Here is a 24,835-nt window from a genome sequence, read left to right as displayed (position 1 = left end):
GGCGGTGGACGCTGGCTTTGCCGGGGTAAAAAATATCCTGACTTAGCTCGCGTGCCGCCCTCGCCGGGGCGTTTGGGTGATTAGGCTATTTTATTTGCCATTTTGGGTTTGGGCAGTGCTCGCACCCATCACGTACTACGTGTACGCTCCGGTTGCTCCGCGCTGTCCGCGTCCAAACTGCCTGCAACAATTACGCCTAATCGAATTTTTCTTAAGTGGCTTTAATCAGCTTCTCAAGATTCTTGATATCGGTTTTCACACCGCTGTTATCATCCAGTTGCAGCGCCGTTTTCAGGTTTGCCAGTGCGAGAACGCTGTCGCCGTCCTGACGCAGGGCATAACCGACAAACTTATGCAGCCGGGCGCAAACCATATCCGGCATATCCTGACCGGTTAAAATTTGCTGGGCGCGTAATAGCTGCTGAGTATCCAGCGGCTTTTGGTCGGTCAATGTACGCTGTGCAATGGCGGCGACTTCCTCGGTAATCAGGCACGCGGTGGTGCGCTTAAAGCTGTCCGGCGTCACCAAATCATGCTTAATGGCGTACTCCGCGATATCCAGAGCGCGGGTGATATCGCCGACATCCAGATGCCAAATCAACATACGCATCAGAATGTCGTCCTGTTCGCCGCTATCTTTCGCCAGCACACCCGCCACCCACGGAAGATATGTGGGCAACATGCCTTGTTTAACCTCGGCTTTACGGGCAATCGACTCAATGCGGCCTAATTGGGCCATATCCTGTTGCAGCTTGAACAACAACAGCTCGTAGTTGCTGGCGTGGCTTAGATTGGCCGCCTCGCTCAGTGAACCCGATTGCTGGGCCGCCACGAATAGCCGGTGGCGGCGAACGGGGTTAGTCATAGGAATTAACCCTCTTTTGGCGCGGAGAAATCACCGAATTCAATGTTTTCAATCAGCGCCACGCCGTCAAAATCTTCAACCACATAGGCTTCATTGACTGACTCATAGTTTTCAATGCGATCGCGTTTTGGATTGTCGATAATGTGGCGGCGGCGGGTGCCGTCTTGCCAATAAATGGACAGGTTATCCAACCGGGTGATCAAGATGGCATTAGCCGGGAAAGAGGGCGCGCGCACTGCGGGCAAGCCGCCAATACGTTTTTGGCTGATAATTAAATCAGCGGCCAGCGCTTCGCTGTTCGGCTGTTCCTGATTGACGATCGGGAAGTATTTATCTGCCAACAACTGACGACCAACAATCACCACCAGTTCGGTATCGTCCTGGTACCACGGCTGAATCAGCTCATCTGTTGCCGCCATCACCAGCGCGTCAAGATTATGGAAGTCGCCACCCTTGCCGATGCGGATTTTTGGCGAAATGACACTGCCTTGCTCATCAACCACTTTATCCATCACCTGACCGGGAGCATCTTCACGAATGCCTTGCAGCCAGCCACGGTTTACATCTTCCAGTAGCTTATTAACGGTATGATCGGAGGTTTTTGCGCGGTGAGTACCGTTGAAACCAATCATGATGCGATCGAGTGCCTGGCGTTTAACAATGGCATCACGGATACGGGTTTGAAAATCAGGGAATTTAGACCACATGTCTAATTTCGGGTAAGGCAGCGCCGTGTCAAAGTTGGTTTGGGTGCAATTGTAGCTCGTACCGTCTAAGCCACTGGGATCAGAGGCTTCACGCTCTTGCTTCGAGGTATCAGTGGTACTGGCGATAGGGCGCTCAATACCCAAACCCACTTTTTCACCCTCTTTTTCATCTACTGGATAAATGTTGATTTTTGACAGAAAAACGCTGCTTTCCTGTTGTTTAGTTTCCAGTTTTTGCGCAATGGACGGCTCAACGGTAAATTTCGCGCTGATATCCTCTTTATTGTCCAAATTGTTCAGTTTGGCGACTTGCTGCAAAAACTGGTTGTACTTAAATCGGGTGGTTTTTTTCATGTGAAATTAAATCCTTAACGTAGCAAGCGTAATAAATTAGCAATCCGTCAAAATGGCACCGTCATTGCCTGTTGAGCGCTCGCGCTGGGAGAAGCTGCGGTCTGTTTTACTGAGCATGGTTTTCAGCTCATCAAGCTCTTGCTTGGTCGCATCATTGGCGGTTTTTAGCTCAGAAAACTGCTGTTCCAATGCGGTAATGGCGCTAAATTTCCCCTCAACTTGTTGCGCGACCAATTCAACCGCCTGATGCACATCGCTAAAACGTGCGTCATCACCGGTTTGCTTTTTGGTAAACATGGTCTTGATGGTGGTCAGCAGGTTGGTTTTAACTTCCTGCTCGGCTTCAAATTCCAGATTGATTTCGGTGGCTTCGGTAAAAATGGCGTCAGACTGACTTTTGCGCGATGCCAGCGGGCTATGTTCGCTTTGCGCGCAGAATGTCAGCATTTCAGCACCTAATGAGGCAGGAGTGTCAGTAAAACCAATGCCGGTCAGATAGGCCTTGCCGGTATCCGCAAATTTCTCAATATATTCAATGCTGGAGTAGACCTTTTGCCGCGCCTGACGCAGTTTCACCAAGTCGTCAGTGGCATCGACCTGGACAAGCAGCGCTAATTTGCCTTTCAGTGGCCCGTCACTGATTTCTTCATATTTAACTGCCGCGATATCGCCATAGGCGCGAAACAGGCTATCGGGCAAAACACTCTTGATGTGTTCCAGATTGGCGCGCGAGCCACGAAATGCCGGGTTGTAGCTTTCGGCCATTTCAATGATATGGGCGCGGGGGACATGGCGGCCATCACTGGTGGCACCCTCCACCACGGCACGGAAAAACTTGGATATTGGCATGTGATTGATTCCGGTTTGATTCGATAGTAGTGACCTATGTTGGCGACCGGCGGCAAACGGAACAATCAGGCGCTGTTGTGCCATGGCTGGCACAAGGTGTAATGCGGGATGGAGGCGGTGCGGATAGGTAGCCTTGTTGCAATTAAGCAATAAAACAGGCTATTTCACATGGAAAGCGTACTTATCAATGCCGATTTAGATCCCCGCCGTCAAGCCATGTATCTGTACTGGCAAGGGCTGCGTATTGCCCGAATTGCGGAAATGATCGGCGAGAAAGCCGTCACGGTACACAGTTGGAAGCGCCGCGACAAGTGGGACGCTTACGGGCCATTGGATCAGATGCAACTGACCACGGCAGCGGAATATTGCCGCCTGATCATGAAACCTGTCAAGGAGGCCAAAGACTACAAAGAGATTGATTTGCTGGGCCGACAAGCCGAGCGTCACGCTCGCATTGGTAAATACAATGATGGCGGTAATGAGGCTGATCTCAACCCCAATATTGAGAAGCGCAACAGCGGAACACGCAAGGCCGCACAGAAAAATGTATTCAGTGAGGCGCAGGTTGCCAAACTGAAAGATATTTTCAATGAATCCATGTTCGACTATCAGCGTAACTGGTATGAAGCTGGTTTATCACCTGATTTCCGCATTCGTAACTTTTTGAAATCGCGCCAAGTCGGTGCAACCTACTTTTTCTCTTGGGAAGCCTTGCTTGATGCGCTCGACACCGGCCGCAACCAAATGTTTGTTTCGGCCTCCAAAGCGCAGGCGCACCAGTTTAAAAACTATATTGTCGCCGCTGCACGTCAGGTGGATGTTGATTTGCGCGGTGAGGTGATTATTTTACCCAATGGCGCGGAAATGCACTTTCTCGGCACTAACGCCAGCACCGCACAGGGCCGCCCCGGCAATCTCTATCTGGATGAATATTTTTGGATACCCGGCTTTCAGAAGTTACGCCGTGCCGCATCGGGTATGGCCTCACAGAAAAGATACCGTTCTACCTATTTTTCTACTCCCTCCAGCACCTCACATGAGGCTTACCCGTTCTGGGCTGGCACGCTGTTTAACAAAGGCAAGGCCAAAGATAAGCGCATTGAAATTGATGTCAGTTATCCACGGCTGGCGGCGGGCCGGTTGTGTGAGGATAAGCAGTACCGCCAGATTGTCACCATTGAGGATGCATTAAAGGGCGGCTGCGACCTGTTTGATATTGATGAATTACGCAATGAAAACAGTGAGGAAGATTTCGAAAACCTGTTTATGTGCGGTTTTATTGATGATAACGCCTCCACGTTCAAACTGGCCGAAATGCAACGTTGCATGGTGGATAGTTGGGAAAAATGGACAGACGTCAAACTGCTGGCGTTACGCCCATTTGGAGATAGGCCGGTGTGGATTGGCTACGACCCGGCCAGCACCGGTGATAGTGCCGGTTGCGCCGTTATTGCGCCGCCAGTGGTGGCGGGCGGTAAATTCAGGGTATTGGAGCGCCACCAGTGGAAAGGGATGGATTTTGCCGACCAGGCCAGCAACATCAAAAAAATCACCGAGCGCTATAACGTCACTTACATCGGTATTGATGATACCGGGCTGGGCCGTTCCGTGACGCAATTAGTGCGGCAATTCTTCCCGGCGGTGAACGCCATTCACTACAGCTTAGAAATGAAAGCTGACCTGATTTATAAGGCTAAAAATATTATTCATGGCGGCCGCCTGGAGTTTGACGCGGGCTGCATTGATATTGCCACCGCGTTTATGTCGATCCGTAAAACCATGACTGCCACTGGCCGCAACGCCACCTTTGTCACTGACCGCTCCAAAGACGTCAGCCACGGTGATGTGGCATGGGCCATTATGCATGCCTTATTCCATGAGCCTCTTGAGGGCATTAACAGCAATAACACCAGTGTGATGGAGATATATTAATGAAACACGCTATTTCTGATGAAACCAGTACCGAACACCTTAAATACTGGATGCGTAGATGGGCCTTTAATCATCAGCGTGAGTGGTATAAGGCCGGTATTGATAATCGCACCCGGAATATAACCAAAACACGACAGGCCGGTGCAGATATATTCTTTGCTCTTGAGGGGTTAATTGACGCTCTTGAAACCGGACGAGATCAAATCTATTTCAACTCAGGAGATGACGCGGACAGTGCGGCGCAGCAATACACCCTTAACTGGATGAAGATTGGTCATATTGCTGACTTTGATACCGTAGGAGGTAACGTTAGTAAATTGAACGCCATTCGTTTGAATAACGGCGCACAAATCAGCTTCGTTAATGAAAGTTCACACACTGCGGGATATTCCGGCAATGTTTACGTGAGTGAATATGCCTGGGCGGATAACCCCGACAAATTATTAAAAATAGCCAAAGCCATATCGATGCATAAGCATCACCGCAGTACGTTTTACACCAGCCCCTCACACAATTTGGATGCTTTTAATTTCTGGTTACAGGCGCAGGAGAGCGAGTCTCAATGGAGCCAAATCGTCACCATTGAAGATATCGCCGGTAATGGATGCTTATATTGTCCTGATGATGTTGTCAGGCTCAGGGAGGAAATGAGCGAACTCGAATTTGCCATGCTTTACATGTGCCAATGGCCCACTCAGGCGGCAAATCAGGTGGTGTCACTATGAGCCGTAAACAGCGAAATAAACGTAATACAACGGCAATGGTAAAAAGCAGCGCACCGCAAGCCGAGGCGTTTACTTTTGACGACCCGATCCCGATGATGGATCGGCGCGATATTCTGGATTATCTGGAATGCGCCGTAATGGATCGCTGGTATGAGCCGCCGGTATCATTCAACGGTCTGGCTAAATCCTTTCGTGCGGCAGTGCATCACAGCTCGCCTATCTACATGAAGCGTAATGTACTGGTTAGCCTATTTGAGCCGCACCGGCTGCTATCAAAGCAGGATTTTAGCCGCTATGCGCTGGATTTTTTGGTGTTCGCCAACTCGTTTTTAGAGGCCCGCTATAACCGGCTGGGCGGCATCATAAAACTGGTACCCAGCCCGGCAAAATATACCCGCCGAGGTGTGGATCTGGATACTTACTGGTATGTCTCATCTTATGGCAACCCACACCCATTTGAAGCCAACAGCGTTTTTCACCTGTTAGACCCGGATATTAACCAAGAGGTTTACGGCGTTCCTGAATATCTCGCCTCATTAAACTCGACCTGGCTTAATGAAGCTGCAACGCTATTTCGCCGTAAATATTATCTGAATGGTAGTCACGCCGGATTTATCCTGTATATGAACGACGCCGCCCACAAACAGGAAGATATCGACGCCTTACGCAAGGCGCTGAAAGAATCCAAAGGGCCGGGCAATTTCCGCAATTTGTTTATGTATGCCCCAGCCGGTAAAAAGGACGGGATACAGGTGATCCCGCTGGCAGAAGTGGCGGCTAAAGATGAGTTCGCCAGCATTAAGAATGTCACCCGCGACGACCAGCTCGCGATGCAACGGGTACCCCCGCAATTGATGGGCATTCTACCCAATAATACCGGTGGTTTCGGTGATGTGGAGAAAGCCGCAAGGGTATTCGCCATTAACGAACTGGCCCCCTTGCAGGAACGGCTGATGGAAATTAACGATTGGGTTGGGGAGGAAGTGGTGAGGTTTAAGGCGTATGAGTTGCTAGGTAAAGAATAAATCAAGGAAATATATTTCCATTGAAGTCAATACATTAATTGCTATCCATCCAGAAAATAGCACTTTTTGTTAAAAATAAAAATATTTACTTGTTTTTTATGGTATTATCTTGCCTCGATTAACCTAAACGGCAAAGCCAAGAGGCAGCAATGTACCAGAAAGACCCTGAATTGATGCGTAAAATCCTTGTCAAAATCACCCAACTAGGGGAGCGCGACAGTGGTATAACCCCTTACCAGTTTAGCCCATATGAGCCGGAAAATGTTGGTTTCCAAATGATGCTTATGGATGATATGGGCCTTATAGAGGCTTTGAAATCCAATGCTGGTAATAACAAAATAAAGTTTGAATATATCGTTGTAGGGTTAAAACCTGCGGGGTATGAATATCTGGCAAACAACTAGAAACGTACCGTATACCTAATTTAATGATATTGACCGCCGATTGGCGGTTTTTTTTGCATTTATATGCACATGAAAAAATCACTGTTTGTCTCTTCACTTCTACCACTGCGAATTGTGTCAGTCACATCGAGTAAAAATTAATTCACTGTGACATGTCACAAGCCTCTTGATTTTGTTTCTGTGCCATGTCACGATTTTAAAAGAGCAAGCCGCAACGGCCAACCTGAAAATCAGTGATAATTGCTCAAACTGTTTAGCCAAATGACCGCCACAACACCGCAAGTTCAACGCGCAACAATCCGCATTATTCTATTCCCCCCTTAATCACTATCTAAGCCGTGCCAATACTGGGTTTCTAGCCTCTTCCTAACTGCATAAAAAGTGAATATTTAGTCATCGCAAAGCGCGGGCGGGGGAGCGCGCGGAACGGGGTGTGGTCGGTGGCGTCATATATCCTCATATGTGGCATAAATCACCCTGTATGCGCATGTGTCTAACCCTGCCTTTTCGACATAAAACACACATCATCGGAGGTGAAATAAAAAAGCGCCTCTCATGGTGGCGCAGAGGCGCTTTTGTGTGGGGTGATTTTGAGGGTAAATTGAGTGAGACTTTTATTTTATTCAAACTGACGCATATCTATTCATTTCTATGGTTTATTTAATATTGTGGTGGTACACTATCAGCACCCGCGTTATAGGGTGTCCAACATCAGTTTCTTATACCCCTGCGTCTGCCAGCACTCCGTGTCACCTTGTAAACAGCAACCGGCTTTATCGCCCGGTAATGTGTCACCACATCGCTTGCAACTGCTTTTTTTCAACTCATCAAGCTGTTTGTGTAGCAATTTATTGTCCTGGCGAAGCAAGCCGATCAAATACTCGGCCCGTTCATAAGGCCCGCGAGCAATGCGGCGCTGTTCGCAGCCCTCCAGTAGCATTGTCATTTCTGCGGTATCCAGACGTAAAGTCAGTTCAGTGATACCTAATTCTTTATCCCGCTGGCGCTGGGCGCGCTTGCGTTCACTTGCTGCTGTCATTAATAGTCTCCTATTAATCTTTCAATCAGCACGCCGACCTTGGAGTCTCGGTTCAACCCAATTCTGCCAATAAACAACCACTGGAAAGGGACGGATATGAGATACAAGGGGAAAACCCACAAGTAATTAAGCCGCTGCCATAACTTTTGCGGAGGAGCCTCAAACCAAGTTCTAACTAGTTGGTAATCACTTTCATACTCATAATCACCAAATATTGCTTCAATAACATCCTTGGTGCTTTTCCCCTCCAGCCCACCAATTTCATTAATAAATTCATGGCGGTATAACTTTCTCTTTTCTTTAAACATTATTATTTTCCTTTTGTATGTACCCCTGACCTTTTTCCGCCAGCCCACGAATTACCGGGCGGGCCAATATGATTCTCTGGCAATCGTGAATAGCTCGGCAGAACTCATCACGCTCAGATGGATGCTCAACCGAAAGCTGTAAATATTGATTCCATGCATCACCTAGCATTTGAGCAATTCGTTGCTCATCGGCTAACAATGTGCAAATGGTGTCGGTGTAATTAATTTCCTTTCGCAAACTCATAGCTATTCGCCTGTGGTCTGATGGGTTTTAAGGAGGGCGTTTAAGATAGCGAGCTGTTCATTCGCCGATAAACTGTTGTAATTATTGGCCCAGCGCAAAGCCTTACGTTTGATTCGCTGGCGGTCGATATAATCCCTACCAGCAAAAGCAGCACTGCAAGCAGCCTCAGCCGGATAGTTCATCCATAATTGCTCTGTGCGCGGGCCGCCGCGCGTCATGACTTGAAACTGAATTGAGCGCCAATCACCTAATAGCTCGTTATATAAATCCGATGGATAGCCAGAAATCATGACGAAAACAGGGATATTACGCAGAGCGGCAATCAAACGCCGGTGATCACCAATGGTATATTCATGTTTATAGCGGGCCTGACTGGTGCGGGTTTCCAATAAATAAGGTGGATCAGCATAAATTAGGACGCGCCCGGCGCGGCTAAAGTCGAAGTGGTCAAGGTAGTCAACGGCATCTTTATTAAACACTCTGACATGTGGTAGATCATGAGAAAAAACAAAATCTTTTACGGCGCGCGCATCAATATCTATCCCAATATTATTGGCAGCCGGCGGTTTTTTTAGCATCACAGCGCCACCGCCTAAATGTGTTTCGATATAAGTGTCATGGGGCGGCATCTGGCTAATAATTGCCTGATATGCTCCGCTTGCTGCCTTACTGCCTAAATATCCCATTCCGATCTCCATAGTTAAAAATATCTATACTGCAGCGGATTTTTACATCTGACACAGACGTGTTTATCTGTGCTTGCCGGTAAAACTACATTCTGGCCAGCACAGACAAAGCTGACGGTGCTCTTGGTATCCGGTACCGCACAGACACTCATGACTGTGCTCGATAACCCTCTCGTAATTTCGCCACCCGGCTCATGACGCTAAATACCCGCTGGGCGGTGGTTGGTTGGCACTGGTACAAACAACAATCCTCTCTTGCTCGCCAGTTCTGGCCGCCGATGGTCAACGTTGCGCCGCAAGCCAGTGATTGCGCTTGCTGCTTGCTAATGGAAAGCCCAATTGACTCGGCAAAATCACGGATTTTTGTTGCCACTGGTGCCAGCTGTGCGGTTTTTTCTTGTCGCTGGGCGGCCTTTTCGGCTGATACTTGGCGTGCGTATTCCTCGGCTGGTGTTAATGCATGGGTTTTAATCGTTGCTACCGGCTCATTTTTCATCCTACGGAACAAGGCTCGACGTTCTGCATCGGTGATCGCGGTGAAATCGATTATTTTATGCTCTGATGTTCTGTCTGTTGCCTCCTCCGGTTCGCGTGTTTTTTGCTCTACCGGAGAGTTATTGACAGAACTCCAAGGGACGGCGGGGCCGTCCTGAAAAACATCAAACCCCACGGCAACGGCGGACTTCACCTTTTGGCGGGCGACAATTTTCCAAGTTTTTAGGCGAGTACAGATGCGCGACGCCTCGCCCAAAAGCGGGGAATAGATACCGAAAATCTTCTCGGTGATTTCGCCGTAGGCGTTGGGCTGTTCATTGTCCTGCCAGGCAATGCGCACGGTGTATTCTTCGCGGGGGATCAGTACGCCGCCTTGCTTCATGATGTAAGTAGCAAAGCACCCAGCATCAGCGGCGGCGGTAACGGCATCCATTGCTGGATCGACTAATAGCTGCTTGCCGCGCTGATAGGTGCCGGAAATCTTGAGAGTAGTGACCAGTTGATTACTCAGCTTGCGCAGCTCCCGCCAGACAGTCACCGGCGGCGTGCCTATGGGCTGATATTGGCGGATACGGTGACGAGATGCCCAGGCCATAGCAAAACGAGCCGTTTCTTTCAGCGGCTTGCCGGTTTCATGGTCTAGTTCGCCATCCAGCGCGTAACCATCAATATTTTTACTGATATATTTAGCAATATAGGCGGTAGCGCTGCCTTTTTTCGGATCGAGCCGTTTAGCGGTAAACCGGGCGCTGGTGCGCTTACCCAATTCAGCGCGATCCTCTTTTACGGCGTAGGCGCGCATAATCTCAGTGATGGCGTGGCATTCTTGCGGTTTCATGAATAACAGTAAGTGCCAGTGCGGCGTACTGTCATGATGCGGCTCGGCGACACGAAAACCGTAGACGCGCAGATTTTCACGGCCCAGTTTGGAAGTAATGTTGCGCCATAACTTGGTGAGATGGGCTTGCGCTTGTGGCGGCGTGGTGTAGTTCCATTTCGGGTTAGCGTGGCCGCTTTGGTTGTTAGCGTGATTTTTAGACGGGCAAGTAATGGTATAGAACATACCCACATCATCACGCGACTGAGCAACCAGCTCGATCCCTTTCATGCGCGCCATCAACTCATGACGGCGAATAGTCGGATTGCTGATACTGGCGTCCACCATTGCCTCTAAAGAAACGGTGTTACCCTCATCATCAACTAATTCATGTCGCTTGAAGAATTCACGGTTGCGGCGCTTTTGCTCCATCCAGTCGGCCAACGCTTCTTTGCTGATGTAAGGTGCGGCACGCTTATGGATCAAGCCAGCGGCGCGCAACTGGCTTTCTCGCCAATCATTACGCAGTCGCCACAATTTACTCTCCCACCAATCCGCATTAATCAGTCTGGCAATAGCGGAACGATAAACTGCACCATCCACTGGCTCATCTGGTTGGTTGGGCTTCGGCCCCAGCTCGCGCCAGTGCGGCGGCTTGACCCGTAAAGATCGCACTTCAAGCGCAATATTGCGATAAATGGTTAATAACTCGGCATCAGATAAGGTGCGGGTTTCTTCGGTGGGTGTTGATACCTCGGTGCAAAACATTTCATTAATCCGGCCAGCAACATCATTCGCCAGCGACTTAACCCGGCGCTTGTTTAGCTCGGCAAGGTGGCTGTAAATTCCCTGAAAATAAGCCATTAACTCAGATTTACGGCCCTTGCTCACACCCTGATATTCGCGCACAGCATCCAGACGTACCAATGCATTCTTGCCGGTGCCGGTTAAGAATGCATTGGTATGTTTATCGCCATGATTTTCACGTAACCATCTAATTTTACTTTGAAAATGCGATTTAATGAAAATAGGCTGCTGATCAATGCGCCCCTCGACACCTTGCGGTGAATCCGCCCACTGTTGCTTGTCACGCAAGTAGGCTTGGCGCTCAAGTTCTGTGCGTTCCCTACGCATTTTAAGTAAGGTTTGGTTAGGCTCGCGTAATTCGGTATAGCCCAACGCATTGAGGCGCTTCACATAGCGAATAACCAGCGGGTGAGATTTTGGTTTTGCTACCACTGCGACCGGCGCTAAAGATTGGTAGCCACCAATGGCAGGGCGCGGGGCATTCCATGGATAGGCCCATTCAATAGAAACATCACCGTTGCCCGGATAAGGCAGCGGTGATGTGGGGGTGATACGGCCACGGGCATGCTCAGTCATATAATTGCGCCGGAATTGTCGCAATAATTTCCCCGATACTTTTTCTGCCATCACTTTTACAACTGATAGAGCGCGGAGCCGTAATCGAGTGGAGGGTGAAACGGTTATAGAGATCGCGACTGATAGAGGTATCGCTATTGGAGGCAACAACATGACAGCCATTTTCAGCGGCCCTTGCCAGTAGGCGGGCTAAACGAAATTGCTGATCAGCGCTAAAACCATCGGTGTGATAATGGGTAAAGTCAGCAGTGTTGGATACCGGGATATAAGGCGGATCGCAATAAATCACATCCCCCGCAACAGCCATTTCCAGTGCTTCGGAGAAATCACAACATAAGAAAGTCGCTTTCTTGGCTTTTTCAGCAAAGAAACGGATCTCTGCTTCGGGGAAATAAGGCGCTTTGTATTTGCCATAGGGGACATTAAATTGCCCTTGTTGGTTATAGCGACAAATACCATTAAAACAGTGGCGATTGAGGTAAAGGAAGATTGCTGCTCTGGATATATCATCACGGTTTCGTGCATTGAATATTTTGCGGAAAATATAATATTGTGCGTCGGAATTAGCCGTAAGAAACAGTGAGGAAGCCACATTGATTAAGTCGCTCGTTTCTCTTTTGGCGATTTCATAGAAGTTAATCAGATCATCATTGATATCCGTTATCAGATATTCATCATAATCCGTATTCAGCATAACAGAACAGGAACCAGCAAACGGCTCTACCAGTCGTTTACCGGTTGGCAAATGTTGAAGTAAGGTTGGCATAATACGAGCCTTTGAACCGGCCCACTTCAGCGGAGAGCGATTTATTGTCATTCGCCACTTACTCATTTATTTGATTTTGGATTTTATCGGATTCCTGGCGCAGTAATTCCACCGATTCTTTAACGCATAAAGCACGAGCAATAATGACATTCGCCAGATTTTCCAGAAGCGCAGAGGTCAGTATTGCTTGTTTCCTACGTTCATTTATCAGGGCATCATTGAGTAAATCAGCATTTTTAATTTTCTTAATCGGCATATTCGAATCCTTAACTTTAGATAATAGGAATCCCGACGCGATAAATGCGCCATATTTAATAACCCGCTAAAACGTTATTTATTTACAACAAGTCTTTTGGGATTGAATTTAAATCAACCCATAAATCCAACGCCGCTTTACGCACAGCTTTTCTTTCGTGATATTCCAACTCCCGAAATTTTCTTTCGTGGCTGTCTTTCCTTATCCCAGCGACATAATAAATAATACCTTTGGTCTTACCCCTGCTTAATGACTCCAAACGTCGTTCAAACTCTTCATCTGGATCTTTTTTAAACAGTTCCTTGATGCGGTCTAAATGCCGTAAACCTACTTTTTGATTCCATTCCTGCATTGCGAGTGGTGATTCATCGGTATTTGTTTGCTCCATCATTCGCACCTCACGGGAGAACAATTAATACGGTTTAAACTTACAGACGCGCTTTGCGTGCGACTTCTTCTTTCTTGATACTGGTGCGATGGCGGTGATCACGAATTGCGGCGCGGACAGACAAGACAGCAATCCAAATAAGCACGACCAACATGATTAATGCGCCTCCGGTCAATTCAATTAGTTGCCCTGGCATGCTGGCACCTCTTCATTGAAAAATTGGGGTATCACGCCTGACTCACGAAATTGCTGCGTTGAAGTATTCAGTTGATGGAAAGTCGCTAATTCGTTCTCACCTAACTGCCACGCTATGGCGGTAATCATACTTAAGCCCGCAATGGTATTGCTGGTGATGGCTTTTTTCTCACGGGCATGAAGATTTGTTTTAAGGGAAAGGACACCATTTTTCTCTACTGCACGTCGGGTTAACTCTCCCATATCGGTCATATGAGTTCGCAGTATGGCGTTAGCTATCTGTAGGCAAGGTGATTTCATGCCGCTACTCCCGTCTCACGTTCGGTATGCAACTGATCGATAAAGCCCGTTGCGAGGCCCTGAGCATCAAATAAGCCGAAAGACTGCTCACCCAAAAAAACCTCATAACGGTTAAGCAAGTTAATAGCCGTTCTGCGTCGAAAATTAATCACGAATCCGCGATAAATTGACGCGTTACGGCTGATAGAGGTTATTGGGTGACTCATACGGCAGCGCCTTGGCTCTGCCCTGCTTTGGTATTGCGCTTAACCGTCAATGCGTCCTTACGAATTATGTCTTCAATCCACTCACGCTCTGCGCCAGTGCAAAGCGCGCGGGTTTTCGCCATTACTTCTAAATACTCATTCCACATGATGAAACGGCGTGGCCGTTTAGTTCCGGGGCGGCCCTCGCGGTGAATCGGTAACTGATTACGATCCATCATATTTACAACTGAACCGTAACTACGGCCGGTGCGGGTGCAGAACTCGCGCGGCGTAATTGGCTCCGGTTCTGAAAACTTTGGCGTATTTCTATCTATTAGCATCTGTTAACATCCTCAATGGCTCTCTTCTGATGCTTCCTGATGGCTTTACGTGTTACGTGAAGCCCCCTGATGTATCGGTTGAGTTGGATTATGTATGTATATTTTGGAAAATGCAAAATGAAAATGGATATTGCAGAAAAATTGAAGCTAATGAGAGAAAGCGAACGGCTTACAAGTAGAGCTGAGGCCGCTGATTTACTCGGTATCCCTCAAAATGCTTTATGGCGGTATGAAACCGGCGATAGCGTGCCAAAAGGCGATGTCATTATGAAAATATTGAATCATCCACGGTACAAAAAATATGCTCTTTGGTTTATGACCGGCGAAACAGCGCCTGAATCCGGGCAAATCGCACCGGCTCTCGCGCACTCTGGGCCAGACAAAATAATATCTTCCCAATCAGACAAAAAGATTGGTTAAGTATTTATAAAGTATTCATTTTTGAAATATCGTTTCAAAATGATATTTACATCGGAGGGTTTTCTTATGTCGATTAAGAAACTCGATGATGGTCATTACGAAGTGGACTTACGGCCGCACGGGCGCGATGGAAAACGTATCCGGCGTAAATTTGATAGAAAGAGCGATGCACTGGCTTTTGAAAAGTATGTGATCGCCAACTTCCATAATAAAGAATGGTTAAGTAAACCTGCTGATAAGCGGCGTTTAAGCGAGTTTATTTCGAAGTGGTGGGATTATCACGGGCGTAATTTGAAGCACGGCAGTAAGCGCCTCAATGCAATTGAGGGGATATGTAACAACATGGGTGATCCAATGATGTATCAGATCACCAACCGTTTACTCATGGATTACCGTGCAAAACGGCTGACTGATGGTATAAAGGCATCCACAATTAATCACGCTCTTGCTGTACTTAGCGGTGTATTCAGTGTGATGATCGAAGCTGAGGAATTTTTTGGCGAGCATCCAATCAGAGCACTTGCACGCCTTAAGACGCAACAGCCTGAAATGTCTTACTTATCATCGGAAGATATCGCCAGACTATTAGACACGGCAAAAGGTGATGCACGGCGTATAGCTATACTCTGTTTGGCGACAGGTGCCAGATGGGGGGAAGCTAAGAGCCTTAAGGCAGAAAACATCATTCATAACCGAGTGACGTTTATTGAAACGAAGAATGGGAAAAAACGCTCGGTACCAATTTCACAGGAAATCGCCGACCAGGTGAAAACCACTGAAACTGGGCCACTGTTTAAAACTCATTACATGACTTTCTATAAGCTGATAAAGAAAGTAAAACCTGACCTCCCTCGCGGGCAAGCGATTCATGCTCTACGGCATACATTCGCAACCCATTTTATGATGCGGGGAGGAAATATAATCGCACTCCAACGAATACTTGGACATGCGAACATTCAGCAGACCATGACTTATGCGCACTTTGCACCTGACTATTTACAGGATGCAGTAATGCTAAATCCGCTAAGTGAAATGTCCACAAACCGTCCACACTTGTGAGGTTTTGGGATGCTGTAGGATGTTTTTAGAAGTCTAATGATGCTTTAAGTTGTTGATATCCAGTAGCCCAGCCCGTGGCTACTGGATATGGAATCCCACAACCTGCTACGATTAGCCTCTTTTTAAGGAATTTGACCATGAACAAACAGCCCGAAGACTGGCTAGATGAAGTCCCAGAAGATAAAAATGACGATGATGATGAAATCATTTGGGTCAGTAAAAGTGAAATTAAGCGAGATGCTGAAGCGCTGAAAGATCTCGGAACCGAGCTGGTTGAGCTGGGTAAAAACGCGCTGGAGAAGATCCCACTGGATGAAGATCTGCTGGCAGCCATTGAGCTGGCGCAGAAAATCAAGAAAGAGGGCCGCCGTCGCCAGATTCAGTTAATTGGTAAAATGCTGCGCGGCCGTGATGTCGAACCCATTCAGACCGCGCTGGATAAACTGAAAAACCGTCATAACCAACAAATCTCGCTGTTCCATAAACTGGAAACGCTGCGCGATCGTTTGGTTGCAGAGGGTGATGATGTGATCCCAACCGTGTTGGATCTCTATCCCGATGCTGATCGCCAGCAGTTGCGCAGTTTGGTGCGTAATGCCCAAAAAGAGAAAGCCGCGAATAAGCCGCCAAAAGCATTCCGCCAGATCTTCCAGTATCTGCGTGAATTGGCAGAGAAACAGCAGTAATCGGGCGCAGCTCGCGCCTGTTTGATGGGACGTAACTGTCAGGCAGTTTGGGTAAGGCAGCGCACAGGACCCGGAGCGTACACCCAGTACGTGAGGAGTCCGGCACTGCCCAGGCTCAAGATGGCAAGTAGAGTAGCCTAATTAATATTAAAGCGCAGACTACCGGCCAGCTCCTCTTCTGCCTCTTCGAACAACAACACTATCGCCCCAAAACGGCGTTTCCGGCGGTGATTGAAATGGATAAATTCAATCTCTACCGGCAATGCTATCTCACCCGTTACCACATCCCACAGCGCATCCAGATTGGCGCCAAAGCCCTCCCTCAGCGCAAATTTTTGGGAAAATTCACGGTAAAATGCAGGAAGATCCGGTATATGGTCAAAATCGAATACCACTTTTACCATCTTCTCACTCCATCCGAATGAAATGCTTGTAGTGATCCTGAGTCAGATAAATCAGGCCATCATTAGAGTACAACAAACGATCACTACCACGATGGCCGCAGCGATAATTCACATCAGCCTCATGCCAGTTGCGGCCTTTGGCTTGTGGCAGTTGGCGCTCTCGGTTAGAAAAACGATCACCGCCAATAGCGCGCCCCGGCAGCACCTGACACAGATTGCCCTCTTTTGGGTCCCAACCCTTCTCACGGGCCTGCTGCTTGGTAATGTAAAAATCCGGCAGGCGATGGTGCGCTTGTAGGTATTTCGCCACCGGTTTGGGCTGCGTTAATTGTTCGATGGATGCAGGCGTCGATAATGGTGGGCGCTCCAGATCCGGCGATTGACCGATATCACGCGCAGGGTCACAGCCATTGAGCTGTAATGCTGACGCAATCAATAGCAACACCGCCCCCAGAATAGCGATAATGCGTTTATTCATCATGGTTCTCCTTAACCCTTAGGCTTCCAATAATGGTTGTCTGCTCATCACCCATGCCCCAATGTTATAATCAAGATGGCTCATTCAGCTGGCTTATAAATTACCCAGATGCAGGGTTTTGACTTCCATAAATTCATCCAATCCCAGCACCGAACCTTCGCGGCCCAGACCGGACTCCTTCACACCACCGAAGGGGGCCAGCTCCGTAGAGAGCGAGCTTTCATTGACGCCAATCATACCGCTTTCCAATGCATCAGAAACGCGGAATACCCGTTGCAGATCCTGCGTATAGAAGTAAGCCGCCAGTCCGAACGGCGTGTCATTCGCGCGCTTAATCACTTCAGCTTCGGTTTTAAAGCGGAAACAAGCTGCCAGCGGGCCAAATGTCTCTTCTGACGCCACTTTCATCTGCTCATTGGCATCGGCAATCACTGTTGGTTGGAAGAAATTACCACCCAATTCATGGCGATGCCCGCCCACCAGCAGACGCCCGCCCTTCTCAAGCGCATCTTTGACGTGATCTTCGACTTTCTCCAGACCCGCCATATTAATCAGCGGCCCCATATCGACATCTTTATCCATCCCATTGCCCACTTTCAGTTTTTTCACCTCAGCGGCCAGATGGCTGACGAATGCATGGTAAATGCCCTCTTGAATATAGAAGCGATTAACGCAAACACAGACTTGCCCAGCATTGCGGAATTTACAGGCGATAGCCCCGGCCACTGCCGCATCTAAATCAGCATCATCAAACACAATATAGGGTGCATTGCCCCCCAGCTCCATGGAGATCTTTTTCATGGTAGCTGCGGCATTGCGCATCAGAGTTTTGCCCACCTCAGTTGAGCCAGTGAAGGAGATTTTACGCACCTCAGCGCTGGCCATGATGGCATCGCTAATAGCATGAGTGTCACCGGCCACACCATTGAGAACACCAGCTGGTACGCCCGCTTTATCTGCCAGTGCCAGCAAGGCAAAAGCGGACAGTGGCGTGTTATTGGCCGGTTTAATCAGCCCGGTACATCCGGCCGCCAGTGCCGGCCCCAGTTTGCGGGTGAGCATCGCCAGCGGGAAATTCCACGGCGTAATGGCAGCAACAACGCCAACAGGTTCACGGGTGGCAAAAATGCGCGCCCCCTGTTTAGTGGGCGGAATAATCTCACCATTAGCGCGTTTAGCTTGCTCACTAAACCATTGAATAAAGCTGGCGGCATAGGCCACCTCGCCTAATGCTTCTTTCAGCGGCTTACCCTGCTCGGAAACCATTATCTCAGCCAATGATTGCTGATGTTCCATAATGAGCAGATACCAACGCTGTAGAATTTCTGCCCGCTGTTTGGCCGGTTTTTTGCGCCAGGCAGGAAATGCCTCACTGGCTGCTTTAATGGCAGCTTCACTCTCTGGTTTACCGGCTTTGGCCACTTTGGCGACTAATTCACCGGTAGCAGGGTTATAGACATCAAAAGTCTCTTGGGCCTGGCACCATTTGCCGCCGACAAAATAACCAATGTGATAAACGCCGTCGCTGTGCTGCTGGTCCTGCAAAGGGTTTTGCTCTGACATCATGTCAACCTCCTTAGGAAAATGAGGCCCTCATCACTAGAGGGCGAGGAAGGGGTGGTTCCAGCTTGAGTATAGCCTTTGAAAAAGCGATAAGAACAGCTTAGCGCGCTTCACCTGATATCTATATCAGCGCGCTCTGATAGCGATGTAACATATCCGCTAACCGTTTTACCGGCAGGGTAACCGAATCAGGCGACTGATAATCAACCAGTTTTTGCTGATATTGATCCAGTTCCTGCAACAACCGGGCAAAGTAATAGCGCCGTTTCTGATCACCCTTCACATTGATGACACGATCAGCGGTATAGCGGATTTGCTTATGGAAGGCACTCAATTCATCATTAGCCGGAATTTCGGTGCTGTTGAGTCGTTGATGGGCGATGATCAGCGTCAGTGCCAGACGATACTTATCGATATCGCCGGGGAACATCATCAATAGCTGATTCAGTTGCTGATAGAGCATCGGCAAATGATTTTCGCTGCGGCGCGCTCTATTGGTGGTCAGGGCGGATACTGCACTGTAAACAAAGCGGTTTAGCAAGGTTCTGCCAGTCCGCTCTTTGGCATTATCGCGGATCAGTAACAAGACAATCAGGGAGACAAAGCAACCGACTATCTGCCCCAAGGCGCTGTCGAGGAACAGGCTGACATTAAATTCCATCGGGTTACTTAGCACCATAATGTTGATGGTGCTAGCTAATGTCCCCAGGGACCCCAGCCGCCGCTTCTGCACTTCGATGCCAATAATAAAGGCCAGCAGCCCCAAGCTGATGCACAGCAGCAACATGCTTTGCTGGGTGGCAGGGATGATAAACATAAAGTAGAGCGCCCCGATGGGCAGCGCCATGACGACCCCCAGTAGGAAGTCGATCGCCACCATACGCGGATTGGGTGTGCGCATCGCCAGTGAGGTGACCACGGCTATCATCACCATACAGCCCGCCCCTGATGTCCAGCCAGTCCAGAGCCAAAACAGGCCGCCAATTGCGGTGGCGATGCCGGTACGCAGGCCATTGATCATCGCGTGATGCCCTTCGGCTGAGACATGTTTTACCGGCATATCACCCGCTAGAATGCCCTCCTCTACCCGACTAATGCTGCTGTTGGTGTGAATACCTTTTGACAGCAATAAATAGCGGGTGGCGGCACCGACCCAACTGCTGATGGTATGGGGGATCGCCTCACTGTGGCTAGCGCCGATAAACTGGCGCAGTTTTTTCATCTGCTGGCGAATCTCTGTGGTCGTTGATGCCGGTTCGCTCAACATCACTTTCAGCTCAGGGGGCAGAGTATTGGGGTGATTAACCAGAACCAAATAGCTTTCACATGCCTGCGTGATCAGCGCGAGTGATTCGGTGTGCAATACCCGCAGGCGGCGATTACAGCGCTGCCAACGAGATGACTCCATCATCAGGTAGCTGCGCATCCCATTGAGTGCGCTAGTATTTTTGACTAAATCACTCCAGGCGCGATCGATTTCGCTCTTTTCCGCCGGACGAATACAGAGCTGCAACAGCTTATATTGATCCACCAGCACCTTATCCACCAGCCGATCAATGTCTTGCTTAATCGACCGTGGGGAGAACAATAGATCCGCCATCACCGCGCAGACGATCCCCAACACAATTTCGCTACAGCGCTCGACGGCAAACTGCGGCGTCAACAGGGGGGTTTCACCGGTTGTGACAATGATAATCAGCGCGGTATAACCCGCCAGACCAAAAGCATAGGAGTTTTCGACCCGCACCAGTGATGAGATCCAGGTGCAAACTCCCGCCCATAGACAGCACAGCATCAGGGTAAGCACCGGCGCTCTGATAGTCAGCACGATAATAACCAAGCCACCAATACAGCCGATAAATGTGCCGATAATGCGTAGCCAGCCACGGTGACGAATTGCGCCAGAGAATGGCTCGCCACCGGCGGCAAAAGCTGGGCCAGCGGCGACAATCGCGGCAGTCAGCACTGACCAGCGCGGCGTTTCCAGTTGCAAATGAAAACCCAGAAACAGCGCGGCTACAATGGCAAAACTCAGCTTAAAGGCAAAGCGCAGACGAATGAAGGTCGGGCTGTTCATGTTAGCCAAACTCGCGCAGACGGTGCATCAACTTAATCATCGGCGAGGCCTGATTAGGGTCACGATCATTTGCTCCGGTTATCACTACCGTCGCGGTGGTGCCTGCTGGATATGGATGCTGCTGATCTTCGCTATCCAAACGAATCTTCACCGGCACCCGCTGCGCCAGACGTACCCATTCAAGATTATTATCAATGGTCGCCAGCCCTTTGCTATCGACACTGCTGCTACTATTGGTCACACCGGCGGAGATACTGTCGACAGTGCCATGCAGAATGCGGTTGCTACCCAGAGGGGTGATTTCCGCCCGATAACCCGGCTTAACCCCCTCCAGCTTGGTCTCTTCCAGATAGGCCAAGATATAGAAAGTCTCTTTTTTTACCAATGCGACAGCGGTCGCACCGCGGTTAATGAACTCCCCCCCATGAACATTCAGATTGGTCACCCAGCCTTCGGCAGGCGCGCGCACTGTGGTTCGCTCCAGATCAAGTTTGGCTAAGTCACGGAGTGCAATGGCTTTTGCCAGCTGATGACGGACGGTTTGCAGCACATTGCTGGATTGGTCGATCTCCTCTTGTGACAGCGCCTGCACCCCCAACCGCTGCCGTCTGCCAGATTCGCGCTGCTTCTCGGCAGCTAACGTTTGGTAATAGGCGACATCAGCTTCCGCTTCGGCCAGTGCCTGCTGATAGCGGGGTTGGTCAATCACAAACAGAATCTGGCCTCTCTGCACCAGTTGGTTGTCTTTAACCGGCACCTCAGTGATCAAACCGCTGACATCCGGTGCAATAGCGACTACATCGGCGGTAAATTTAGCATCACGGGTCCATGGCGATTCAGTGTAAAAAGCCCACACCTTGAAAATAGCGATGATAGCCAGTAAGACCACTAATAAGGTGATGCCGATGCGGATTATTTTTAATGAAAAAGTATTCACGGCGACCTCAGGAAGAAAAACGAGAAATTAAGTAAAAAAGGCAACCATACAGCGCGGTATTAAAGAGTGCCGGGTGCCAAACAAACTCATAAATACCCGTGGGTTGTAACAGACGGCGCACGACAAAAAAAAGGGCTAGCGAGAGAAGCAGCTCAAGAAATATCGGCGGGAAAGAGAGGCCGAAAATCACCATCACCGGAAGCAAACTCATTCTTTAAATCCTCTCAATTATAGGATGTCAGTGAACATGCCTAGGTTAATAGTTAAATTCTAAACTGAAACTCATTCAACCACCGCGGGCAAGGCTAAAAGCACCAGCGATAAGGTAGAGTTATAGGTTAAACTTGTAGGTGCAACTGCAAGCTGGACGAGGCGAGGTAACACTTTAGCTACGCGGCTTTCAGACTTCGGACCTTTCTCCGACAACAGTATATTAGCCTGCTTATTATCAACTTATCTACAATGTGTGATCTAAATCACTTTTAAGCTAGAGTTAACAATCAATGTAAAATAAGCGTTTAGCGCTAAACAAATAGGTCACACAGGATAAGCAATGGAAAGACTAAAACGGATGTCGGTGTTTGCCAGAGTGGTTGAATGCGGCTCTTTTACTGCGGCGGCACGGCAGTTGGAGATGAGTGTATCCTCGATAAGCCAGACCGTATCCAAGCTGGAAACCGAGCTAAATGTTAAACTGCTTAACCGCAGTACTCGCCGCATTGGTCTGACCGAAGCGGGCCGGATCTATTATCAGGGCTGTCGGCGCATGTTGCAGGAAGTGCAAGAGGTGCATGAGCAGTTATACGCATTTAACAATACGCCAACCGGCACATTGCGAATCGGCTGTTCATCCACCATGGCACAAAATGTGCTGGCGACCATGACAGCGGATATGCTGAAAGAGTACCCCGGTTTGTCCGTCAATTTGGTTACCGGTATCCCGGCACCTGATCTTATTGGCGATGGTCTGGATGTGGTCATTCGAGTGGGGGCATTGCAAGATTCGGGGCTATTTTCCCGCCGCCTCGGCTCTATGCCAATGGTGGTCTGCGCCGCCAAAAGCTATTTGTTGCAACATGGCACCCCTGAAAAGCCGAGCGATATGATCAACTTCTCCTGGCTGGAGTACAGCGTGAGGCCAGACAGTAATTTCGAGCTGATAGCACCGGAAGGGATCACCACACAAATATCGCCACAAGGCCGCTTTGTGACCAACGACTCACAAACCATGATCCGCTGGCTTAAAGCGGGCGCAGGCATCGCCTACGCACCATTGATGTGGGTGATAGAGGAGATTAAGCGCGGTGAAGTGGAAGTGTTATTCAAAAAATATCACTCTGACCCACGCCCGGTATATGCGCTATATACTGAAAAAGATAAAATGCCCCTCAAGGTTCAAGTCTGCATCGATTACTTAACCGAATACTTTAAGAGCGTTGCAGAGATATATCAGGGCTATCGTTAATAATTATATCGGCGCTTATCTCTAAACCCTACGCCGTGCCACCCACTGTCAGATTATCCAGCTTCAAGGTCGGTTGGCCGACCCCCACTGGCAAGCTTTGGCCCTCTTTGCCGCAGACGCCGACGCCTTTATCCAGCGCTAAGTCATTGCCGACCATCGAGATCTGCTGCATCGCTTCAATACCGGAGCCAATCAAGGTAGCCCCCTTCACCGCGCGGGTGATTTTGCCCTTTTCAATTAAGTAAGCTTCGGAGGTTGAGAACACGAACTTGCCGGAGGTGATATCCACCTGACCACCACCAAAGTTTGGCGCGTAGAGGCCATACTCCACACTGGCGATAATCTCTTCTGGTGTTGATTTGCCCGCTAACATATAAGTATTGGTCATACGCGGCATTGGCAAGTGCGCGTAAGATTCGCGGCGACCATTACCTGTTGGGGCAACCCCCATTAGGCGCGCGTTCAACTTATCCTGCATATAGCCTTTCAGAATACCGTTTTCGATCAATACGTTGTATTGGCCCGGCACACCTTCATCGTCAATAGCCAGTGAGCCACGGCGGCCTTGCATGGTGCCATCGTCCACCACGGTACACAGCTCGGAAGCCACCAGCTTACCCATCTGCCCACTAAAGACAGAACTGCCACGGCGGTTGAAATCGCCCTCTAAACCATGACCAACCGCTTCATGCAACAGCACACCCGGCCAGCCGGCACCTAATACCACTGGCATGGCACCGGCAGGAGCAGCTATGGCGGAAAGGTTAACTAGCGCCATTCTGACCGCTTCATTGGCAAAGTTATCTGCCCGCACTTCACCGTCAACAGTTTCCAGGAAGTAGTCATAGCCGAAACGACCACCGCCACCGCTGGCACCGCGTTCGCGTTTGCCGTTCTCTTCCACCAATACGCTGACTGACAAGCGCACCAATGGGCGCACATCGGCGGCCAGCGTGCCGTCAGTGGCCGCCACCAGCACCTGCTCATAGATGCCAGTTAAGCTAGCGCTCACTTCCTGCACCCGCTTATCGGCGGCGCGAGCGACTTTATCGACGCGATGCAACAGCGCGATTTTGTCCTCCCGCGACAAGCTCTGCAGGGGGTCTAGCAGCGGATAGAGCGCCTGGTAAGGCACCTCACCCAGTGTATGAACTTTGCCATTGCCAATATCGCGCACAATACTGCGCGCAGCATGGGCGCTTTGCTGCAAGGCGTTCAGGGTGATTTGGTCGGCATAAGCAAAACCGGTTTTTTCACCGCTGACCGCACGCACACCCACGCCCTGGTCAATATTGTAAGAGCCATCTTTGATGATGCTGTCTTCCAACACCCATGCCTCGTGGTAGCTGGACTGGAAATACAGGTCAGCATAATCGAGGCGGCGTTCAGCCAACTGCCCCAACACTGAGAACAAGTCCTGATGGTTCAGCTTGTTAGCAGCGAGTAACTGCTCACTGACAAACGAGAGGCTCATAGTTTTCA

At 49.3% G+C, this 24,835-nt stretch carries 30 protein-coding genes; 8 read left to right on the top strand and 22 right to left on the bottom strand.

The window, feature by feature from the left end; all coding sequences use genetic code 11:
• Positions 1 to 211: 211 nt before the first annotated feature.
• From gpM to FFE93_RS02055, 3 genes are read right to left on the bottom strand one after another with little or no spacing between them, the layout of a single operon-like run.
• A complete protein-coding gene (gene gpM, locus FFE93_RS02065) occupies positions 212 to 865 on the bottom strand; it encodes a phage terminase small subunit (RefSeq protein WP_049598914.1) in 654 nt (217 codons plus the stop codon).
• 5 nt (positions 866 to 870) lie between these two features.
• Entirely contained in the window at positions 871 to 1,926 is a 1,056-nt protein-coding gene (locus tag FFE93_RS02060; RefSeq protein WP_049598912.1) for a phage major capsid protein, P2 family, read from the bottom strand.
• 36 nt (positions 1,927 to 1,962) lie between these two features.
• Positions 1,963 to 2,775, bottom strand: a complete 813-nt coding sequence (locus FFE93_RS02055; protein WP_054872194.1) for a GPO family capsid scaffolding protein — start codon at positions 2,773 to 2,775, stop codon at positions 1,963 to 1,965.
• A gap of 168 nt (positions 2,776 to 2,943) precedes the next feature.
• On the opposite strand from FFE93_RS02055, the gene FFE93_RS02050 reads away from it, so the two are divergent.
• The 4 genes from FFE93_RS02050 (at position 2,944) to FFE93_RS02035 (ending at position 6,861) form a co-directional block, all read left to right on the top strand.
• The gene (locus tag FFE93_RS02050; protein ID WP_049598908.1) at positions 2,944 to 4,707 is read left to right on the top strand and encodes a terminase large subunit domain-containing protein; all 1,764 of its coding nucleotides are present in this window, start codon (positions 2,944 to 2,946) and stop codon (positions 4,705 to 4,707) included.
• A complete protein-coding gene (locus FFE93_RS02045; RefSeq protein WP_057618789.1) occupies positions 4,707 to 5,432 on the top strand; it encodes a terminase large subunit domain-containing protein in 726 nt (241 codons plus the stop codon). The genes FFE93_RS02050 and FFE93_RS02045 overlap by 1 nt, the downstream gene beginning before the upstream one ends.
• A complete protein-coding gene (locus FFE93_RS02040; RefSeq protein ID WP_138774728.1) occupies positions 5,429 to 6,457 on the top strand; it encodes a phage portal protein in 1,029 nt (342 codons plus the stop codon). The genes FFE93_RS02045 and FFE93_RS02040 overlap by 4 nt, the downstream gene beginning before the upstream one ends.
• A gap of 149 nt (positions 6,458 to 6,606) precedes the next feature.
• Positions 6,607 to 6,861 carry a DUF2513 domain-containing protein gene (locus FFE93_RS02035; protein ID WP_138774727.1) on the top strand — a complete coding sequence of 85 codons (255 nt, stop codon included), beginning with the start codon at positions 6,607 to 6,609 and terminating at the stop codon, positions 6,859 to 6,861.
• Between the two features lie 694 nt (positions 6,862 to 7,555).
• Here FFE93_RS02035 and FFE93_RS02030 read toward each other — a convergent pair.
• The 12 genes from FFE93_RS02030 to FFE93_RS01980 all read right to left on the bottom strand — a co-directional run bounded on the left by FFE93_RS02030 (position 7,556) and on the right by FFE93_RS01980 (position 14,264).
• Complete coding sequence (locus FFE93_RS02030) at positions 7,556 to 7,900, bottom strand: hypothetical protein (protein WP_080382447.1); 345 nt, start codon at positions 7,898 to 7,900, stop codon at positions 7,556 to 7,558.
• Positions 7,900 to 8,208, bottom strand: a complete 309-nt coding sequence (locus FFE93_RS02025) for a hypothetical protein (protein WP_138774726.1) — start codon at positions 8,206 to 8,208, stop codon at positions 7,900 to 7,902. The genes FFE93_RS02030 and FFE93_RS02025 overlap by 1 nt, the downstream gene beginning before the upstream one ends.
• The gene (locus tag FFE93_RS02020) at positions 8,201 to 8,452 is read right to left on the bottom strand and encodes a hypothetical protein (RefSeq protein ID WP_138774725.1); all 252 of its coding nucleotides are present in this window, start codon (positions 8,450 to 8,452) and stop codon (positions 8,201 to 8,203) included. The genes FFE93_RS02025 and FFE93_RS02020 overlap by 8 nt, the downstream gene beginning before the upstream one ends.
• Positions 8,453 to 8,454: 2 nt before the next feature.
• Complete coding sequence (locus FFE93_RS02015) at positions 8,455 to 9,138, bottom strand: DNA adenine methylase (protein ID WP_138774724.1); 684 nt, start codon at positions 9,136 to 9,138, stop codon at positions 8,455 to 8,457.
• A gap of 148 nt (positions 9,139 to 9,286) precedes the next feature.
• Complete coding sequence (locus FFE93_RS02010) at positions 9,287 to 11,833, bottom strand: replication endonuclease (protein WP_138774723.1); 2,547 nt, start codon at positions 11,831 to 11,833, stop codon at positions 9,287 to 9,289.
• Complete coding sequence (locus FFE93_RS02005; RefSeq protein WP_261369033.1) at positions 11,826 to 12,599, bottom strand: Dam family site-specific DNA-(adenine-N6)-methyltransferase; 774 nt, start codon at positions 12,597 to 12,599, stop codon at positions 11,826 to 11,828. Before FFE93_RS02005 ends, FFE93_RS02010 begins: the two co-directional genes overlap by 8 nt.
• A gap of 58 nt (positions 12,600 to 12,657) precedes the next feature.
• The gene (locus FFE93_RS02000; RefSeq protein WP_138774721.1) at positions 12,658 to 12,855 is read right to left on the bottom strand and encodes a DUF2732 family protein; all 198 of its coding nucleotides are present in this window, start codon (positions 12,853 to 12,855) and stop codon (positions 12,658 to 12,660) included.
• A gap of 82 nt (positions 12,856 to 12,937) precedes the next feature.
• Complete coding sequence (locus FFE93_RS01995; RefSeq protein WP_261369032.1) at positions 12,938 to 13,246, bottom strand: hypothetical protein; 309 nt, start codon at positions 13,244 to 13,246, stop codon at positions 12,938 to 12,940.
• Positions 13,247 to 13,283: 37 nt separating this feature from the next.
• Positions 13,284 to 13,439, bottom strand: a complete 156-nt coding sequence (locus FFE93_RS21465; RefSeq protein WP_186367688.1) for a hypothetical protein — start codon at positions 13,437 to 13,439, stop codon at positions 13,284 to 13,286.
• On the bottom strand, positions 13,424 to 13,738 hold the full coding sequence (locus tag FFE93_RS01990) for a hypothetical protein (protein ID WP_138774720.1): 315 nt from the start codon (positions 13,736 to 13,738) through the stop codon (positions 13,424 to 13,426). Before FFE93_RS01990 ends, FFE93_RS21465 begins: the two co-directional genes overlap by 16 nt.
• Positions 13,735 to 13,944 (bottom strand): hypothetical protein, encoded by a 210-nt coding sequence (locus FFE93_RS01985; protein WP_138774719.1) that lies wholly within the window; start codon positions 13,942 to 13,944, stop codon positions 13,735 to 13,737. Before FFE93_RS01985 ends, FFE93_RS01990 begins: the two co-directional genes overlap by 4 nt.
• Positions 13,941 to 14,264 carry a hypothetical protein gene (locus tag FFE93_RS01980; RefSeq protein ID WP_138774718.1) on the bottom strand — a complete coding sequence of 108 codons (324 nt, stop codon included), beginning with the start codon at positions 14,262 to 14,264 and terminating at the stop codon, positions 13,941 to 13,943. The genes FFE93_RS01985 and FFE93_RS01980 overlap by 4 nt, the downstream gene beginning before the upstream one ends.
• Positions 14,265 to 14,381: 117 nt before the next feature.
• On the opposite strand from FFE93_RS01980, the gene FFE93_RS01975 reads away from it, so the two are divergent.
• The 3 genes from FFE93_RS01975 to yjgA all read left to right on the top strand — a co-directional run bounded on the left by FFE93_RS01975 (position 14,382) and on the right by yjgA (position 16,429).
• Complete coding sequence (locus FFE93_RS01975) at positions 14,382 to 14,684, top strand: helix-turn-helix domain-containing protein (RefSeq protein WP_050917242.1); 303 nt, start codon at positions 14,382 to 14,384, stop codon at positions 14,682 to 14,684.
• 66 nt (positions 14,685 to 14,750) lie between these two features.
• Positions 14,751 to 15,743 (top strand): tyrosine-type recombinase/integrase, encoded by a 993-nt coding sequence (locus tag FFE93_RS01970; protein WP_050323587.1) that lies wholly within the window; start codon positions 14,751 to 14,753, stop codon positions 15,741 to 15,743.
• 137 nt (positions 15,744 to 15,880) lie between these two features.
• Positions 15,881 to 16,429 carry a ribosome biogenesis factor YjgA gene (gene yjgA / locus FFE93_RS01965; RefSeq protein WP_005271408.1) on the top strand — a complete coding sequence of 183 codons (549 nt, stop codon included), beginning with the start codon at positions 15,881 to 15,883 and terminating at the stop codon, positions 16,427 to 16,429.
• A 137-nt stretch (positions 16,430 to 16,566) separates the two neighbouring features.
• Here yjgA and FFE93_RS01960 read toward each other — a convergent pair whose 3' ends face one another.
• The 6 genes from FFE93_RS01960 to aaeX form a co-directional block, all read right to left on the bottom strand.
• Positions 16,567 to 16,833, bottom strand: a complete 267-nt coding sequence (locus FFE93_RS01960; RefSeq protein WP_005271405.1) for a barstar family protein — start codon at positions 16,831 to 16,833, stop codon at positions 16,567 to 16,569.
• A gap of 4 nt (positions 16,834 to 16,837) precedes the next feature.
• Positions 16,838 to 17,311, bottom strand: coding sequence for a ribonuclease (locus FFE93_RS01955; RefSeq protein ID WP_186367710.1), 474 nt, complete (start codon positions 17,309 to 17,311; stop codon positions 16,838 to 16,840).
• A 93-nt stretch (positions 17,312 to 17,404) separates the two neighbouring features.
• Positions 17,405 to 18,874, bottom strand: a complete 1,470-nt coding sequence (locus tag FFE93_RS01950) for an NAD-dependent succinate-semialdehyde dehydrogenase (protein WP_138775185.1) — start codon at positions 18,872 to 18,874, stop codon at positions 17,405 to 17,407.
• A 121-nt stretch (positions 18,875 to 18,995) separates the two neighbouring features.
• Positions 18,996 to 20,951 (bottom strand): p-hydroxybenzoic acid efflux pump subunit AaeB, encoded by a 1,956-nt coding sequence (gene aaeB, locus FFE93_RS01945; protein ID WP_005271395.1) that lies wholly within the window; start codon positions 20,949 to 20,951, stop codon positions 18,996 to 18,998.
• Between the two features lies 1 nt (position 20,952).
• On the bottom strand, positions 20,953 to 21,888 hold the full coding sequence (gene aaeA, locus FFE93_RS01940; RefSeq protein ID WP_005271393.1) for a p-hydroxybenzoic acid efflux pump subunit AaeA: 936 nt from the start codon (positions 21,886 to 21,888) through the stop codon (positions 20,953 to 20,955).
• 7 nt (positions 21,889 to 21,895) lie between these two features.
• Positions 21,896 to 22,099 (bottom strand): p-hydroxybenzoic acid efflux pump operon protein AaeX, encoded by a 204-nt coding sequence (aaeX, locus tag FFE93_RS01935; RefSeq protein ID WP_005271391.1) that lies wholly within the window; start codon positions 22,097 to 22,099, stop codon positions 21,896 to 21,898.
• A gap of 342 nt (positions 22,100 to 22,441) precedes the next feature.
• On the opposite strand from aaeX, the gene aaeR reads away from it, so the two are divergent.
• On the top strand, positions 22,442 to 23,353 hold the full coding sequence (gene aaeR, locus FFE93_RS01930) for an HTH-type transcriptional activator AaeR (RefSeq protein ID WP_005271390.1): 912 nt from the start codon (positions 22,442 to 22,444) through the stop codon (positions 23,351 to 23,353).
• Between the two features lie 28 nt (positions 23,354 to 23,381).
• On the opposite strand, the gene tldD is transcribed toward aaeR, so the two are convergent.
• Positions 23,382 to 24,827, bottom strand: a complete 1,446-nt coding sequence (gene tldD / locus FFE93_RS01925; protein ID WP_005271388.1) for a metalloprotease TldD — start codon at positions 24,825 to 24,827, stop codon at positions 23,382 to 23,384.
• Positions 24,828 to 24,835 lie beyond the last annotated feature (8 nt).

This window comes from Yersinia sp. KBS0713, assembly GCF_005937895.2.
GTDB lineage: Bacteria > Pseudomonadota > Gammaproteobacteria > Enterobacterales > Enterobacteriaceae > Yersinia > Yersinia bercovieri.
Note: the sequence above shows the minus strand (reverse complement) of the source record. Positions and strands in the feature narration are given on the sequence as shown.

Coding starts and splice junctions, on each gene's coding strand:
- gpM (WP_049598914.1), bottom strand. CDS start 865: ATGACTAACCCCGTTCGCCGCCACCGGCTATTCGTGGCGGCCCAGCAA.
- FFE93_RS02060 (WP_049598912.1), bottom strand. CDS start 1,926: ATGAAAAAAACCACCCGATTTAAGTACAACCAGTTTTTGCAGCAAGTC.
- FFE93_RS02055 (WP_054872194.1), bottom strand. CDS start 2,775: ATGCCAATATCCAAGTTTTTCCGTGCCGTGGTGGAGGGTGCCACCAGT.
- FFE93_RS02050 (WP_049598908.1), top strand. CDS start 2,944: ATGGAAAGCGTACTTATCAATGCCGATTTAGATCCCCGCCGTCAAGCC.
- FFE93_RS02045 (WP_057618789.1), top strand. CDS start 4,707: ATGAAACACGCTATTTCTGATGAAACCAGTACCGAACACCTTAAATAC.
- FFE93_RS02040 (WP_138774728.1), top strand. CDS start 5,429: ATGAGCCGTAAACAGCGAAATAAACGTAATACAACGGCAATGGTAAAA.
- FFE93_RS02035 (WP_138774727.1), top strand. CDS start 6,607: ATGTACCAGAAAGACCCTGAATTGATGCGTAAAATCCTTGTCAAAATC.
- FFE93_RS02030 (WP_080382447.1), bottom strand. CDS start 7,900: ATGACAGCAGCAAGTGAACGCAAGCGCGCCCAGCGCCAGCGGGATAAA.
- FFE93_RS02025 (WP_138774726.1), bottom strand. CDS start 8,208: ATGTTTAAAGAAAAGAGAAAGTTATACCGCCATGAATTTATTAATGAA.
- FFE93_RS02020 (WP_138774725.1), bottom strand. CDS start 8,452: ATGAGTTTGCGAAAGGAAATTAATTACACCGACACCATTTGCACATTG.
- FFE93_RS02015 (WP_138774724.1), bottom strand. CDS start 9,138: ATGGGATATTTAGGCAGTAAGGCAGCAAGCGGAGCATATCAGGCAATT.
- FFE93_RS02010 (WP_138774723.1), bottom strand. CDS start 11,833: ATGACTGAGCATGCCCGTGGCCGTATCACCCCCACATCACCGCTGCCT.
- FFE93_RS02005 (WP_261369033.1), bottom strand. CDS start 12,599: ATGCCAACCTTACTTCAACATTTGCCAACCGGTAAACGACTGGTAGAG.
- FFE93_RS02000 (WP_138774721.1), bottom strand. CDS start 12,855: ATGCCGATTAAGAAAATTAAAAATGCTGATTTACTCAATGATGCCCTG.
- FFE93_RS01995 (WP_261369032.1), bottom strand. CDS start 13,246: ATGATGGAGCAAACAAATACCGATGAATCACCACTCGCAATGCAGGAA.
- FFE93_RS21465 (WP_186367688.1), bottom strand. CDS start 13,439: ATGCCAGGGCAACTAATTGAATTGACCGGAGGCGCATTAATCATGTTG.
- FFE93_RS01990 (WP_138774720.1), bottom strand. CDS start 13,738: ATGAAATCACCTTGCCTACAGATAGCTAACGCCATACTGCGAACTCAT.
- FFE93_RS01985 (WP_138774719.1), bottom strand. CDS start 13,944: ATGAGTCACCCAATAACCTCTATCAGCCGTAACGCGTCAATTTATCGC.
- FFE93_RS01980 (WP_138774718.1), bottom strand. CDS start 14,264: ATGCTAATAGATAGAAATACGCCAAAGTTTTCAGAACCGGAGCCAATT.
- FFE93_RS01975 (WP_050917242.1), top strand. CDS start 14,382: ATGAAAATGGATATTGCAGAAAAATTGAAGCTAATGAGAGAAAGCGAA.
- FFE93_RS01970 (WP_050323587.1), top strand. CDS start 14,751: ATGTCGATTAAGAAACTCGATGATGGTCATTACGAAGTGGACTTACGG.
- yjgA (WP_005271408.1), top strand. CDS start 15,881: ATGAACAAACAGCCCGAAGACTGGCTAGATGAAGTCCCAGAAGATAAA.
- FFE93_RS01960 (WP_005271405.1), bottom strand. CDS start 16,833: ATGGTAAAAGTGGTATTCGATTTTGACCATATACCGGATCTTCCTGCA.
- FFE93_RS01955 (WP_186367710.1), bottom strand. CDS start 17,311: ATGAATAAACGCATTATCGCTATTCTGGGGGCGGTGTTGCTATTGATT.
- FFE93_RS01950 (WP_138775185.1), bottom strand. CDS start 18,874: ATGTCAGAGCAAAACCCTTTGCAGGACCAGCAGCACAGCGACGGCGTT.
- aaeB (WP_005271395.1), bottom strand. CDS start 20,951: ATGAACAGCCCGACCTTCATTCGTCTGCGCTTTGCCTTTAAGCTGAGT.
- aaeX (WP_005271391.1), bottom strand. CDS start 22,099: ATGAGTTTGCTTCCGGTGATGGTGATTTTCGGCCTCTCTTTCCCGCCG.
- aaeR (WP_005271390.1), top strand. CDS start 22,442: ATGGAAAGACTAAAACGGATGTCGGTGTTTGCCAGAGTGGTTGAATGC.
- tldD (WP_005271388.1), bottom strand. CDS start 24,827: ATGAGCCTCTCGTTTGTCAGTGAGCAGTTACTCGCTGCTAACAAGCTG.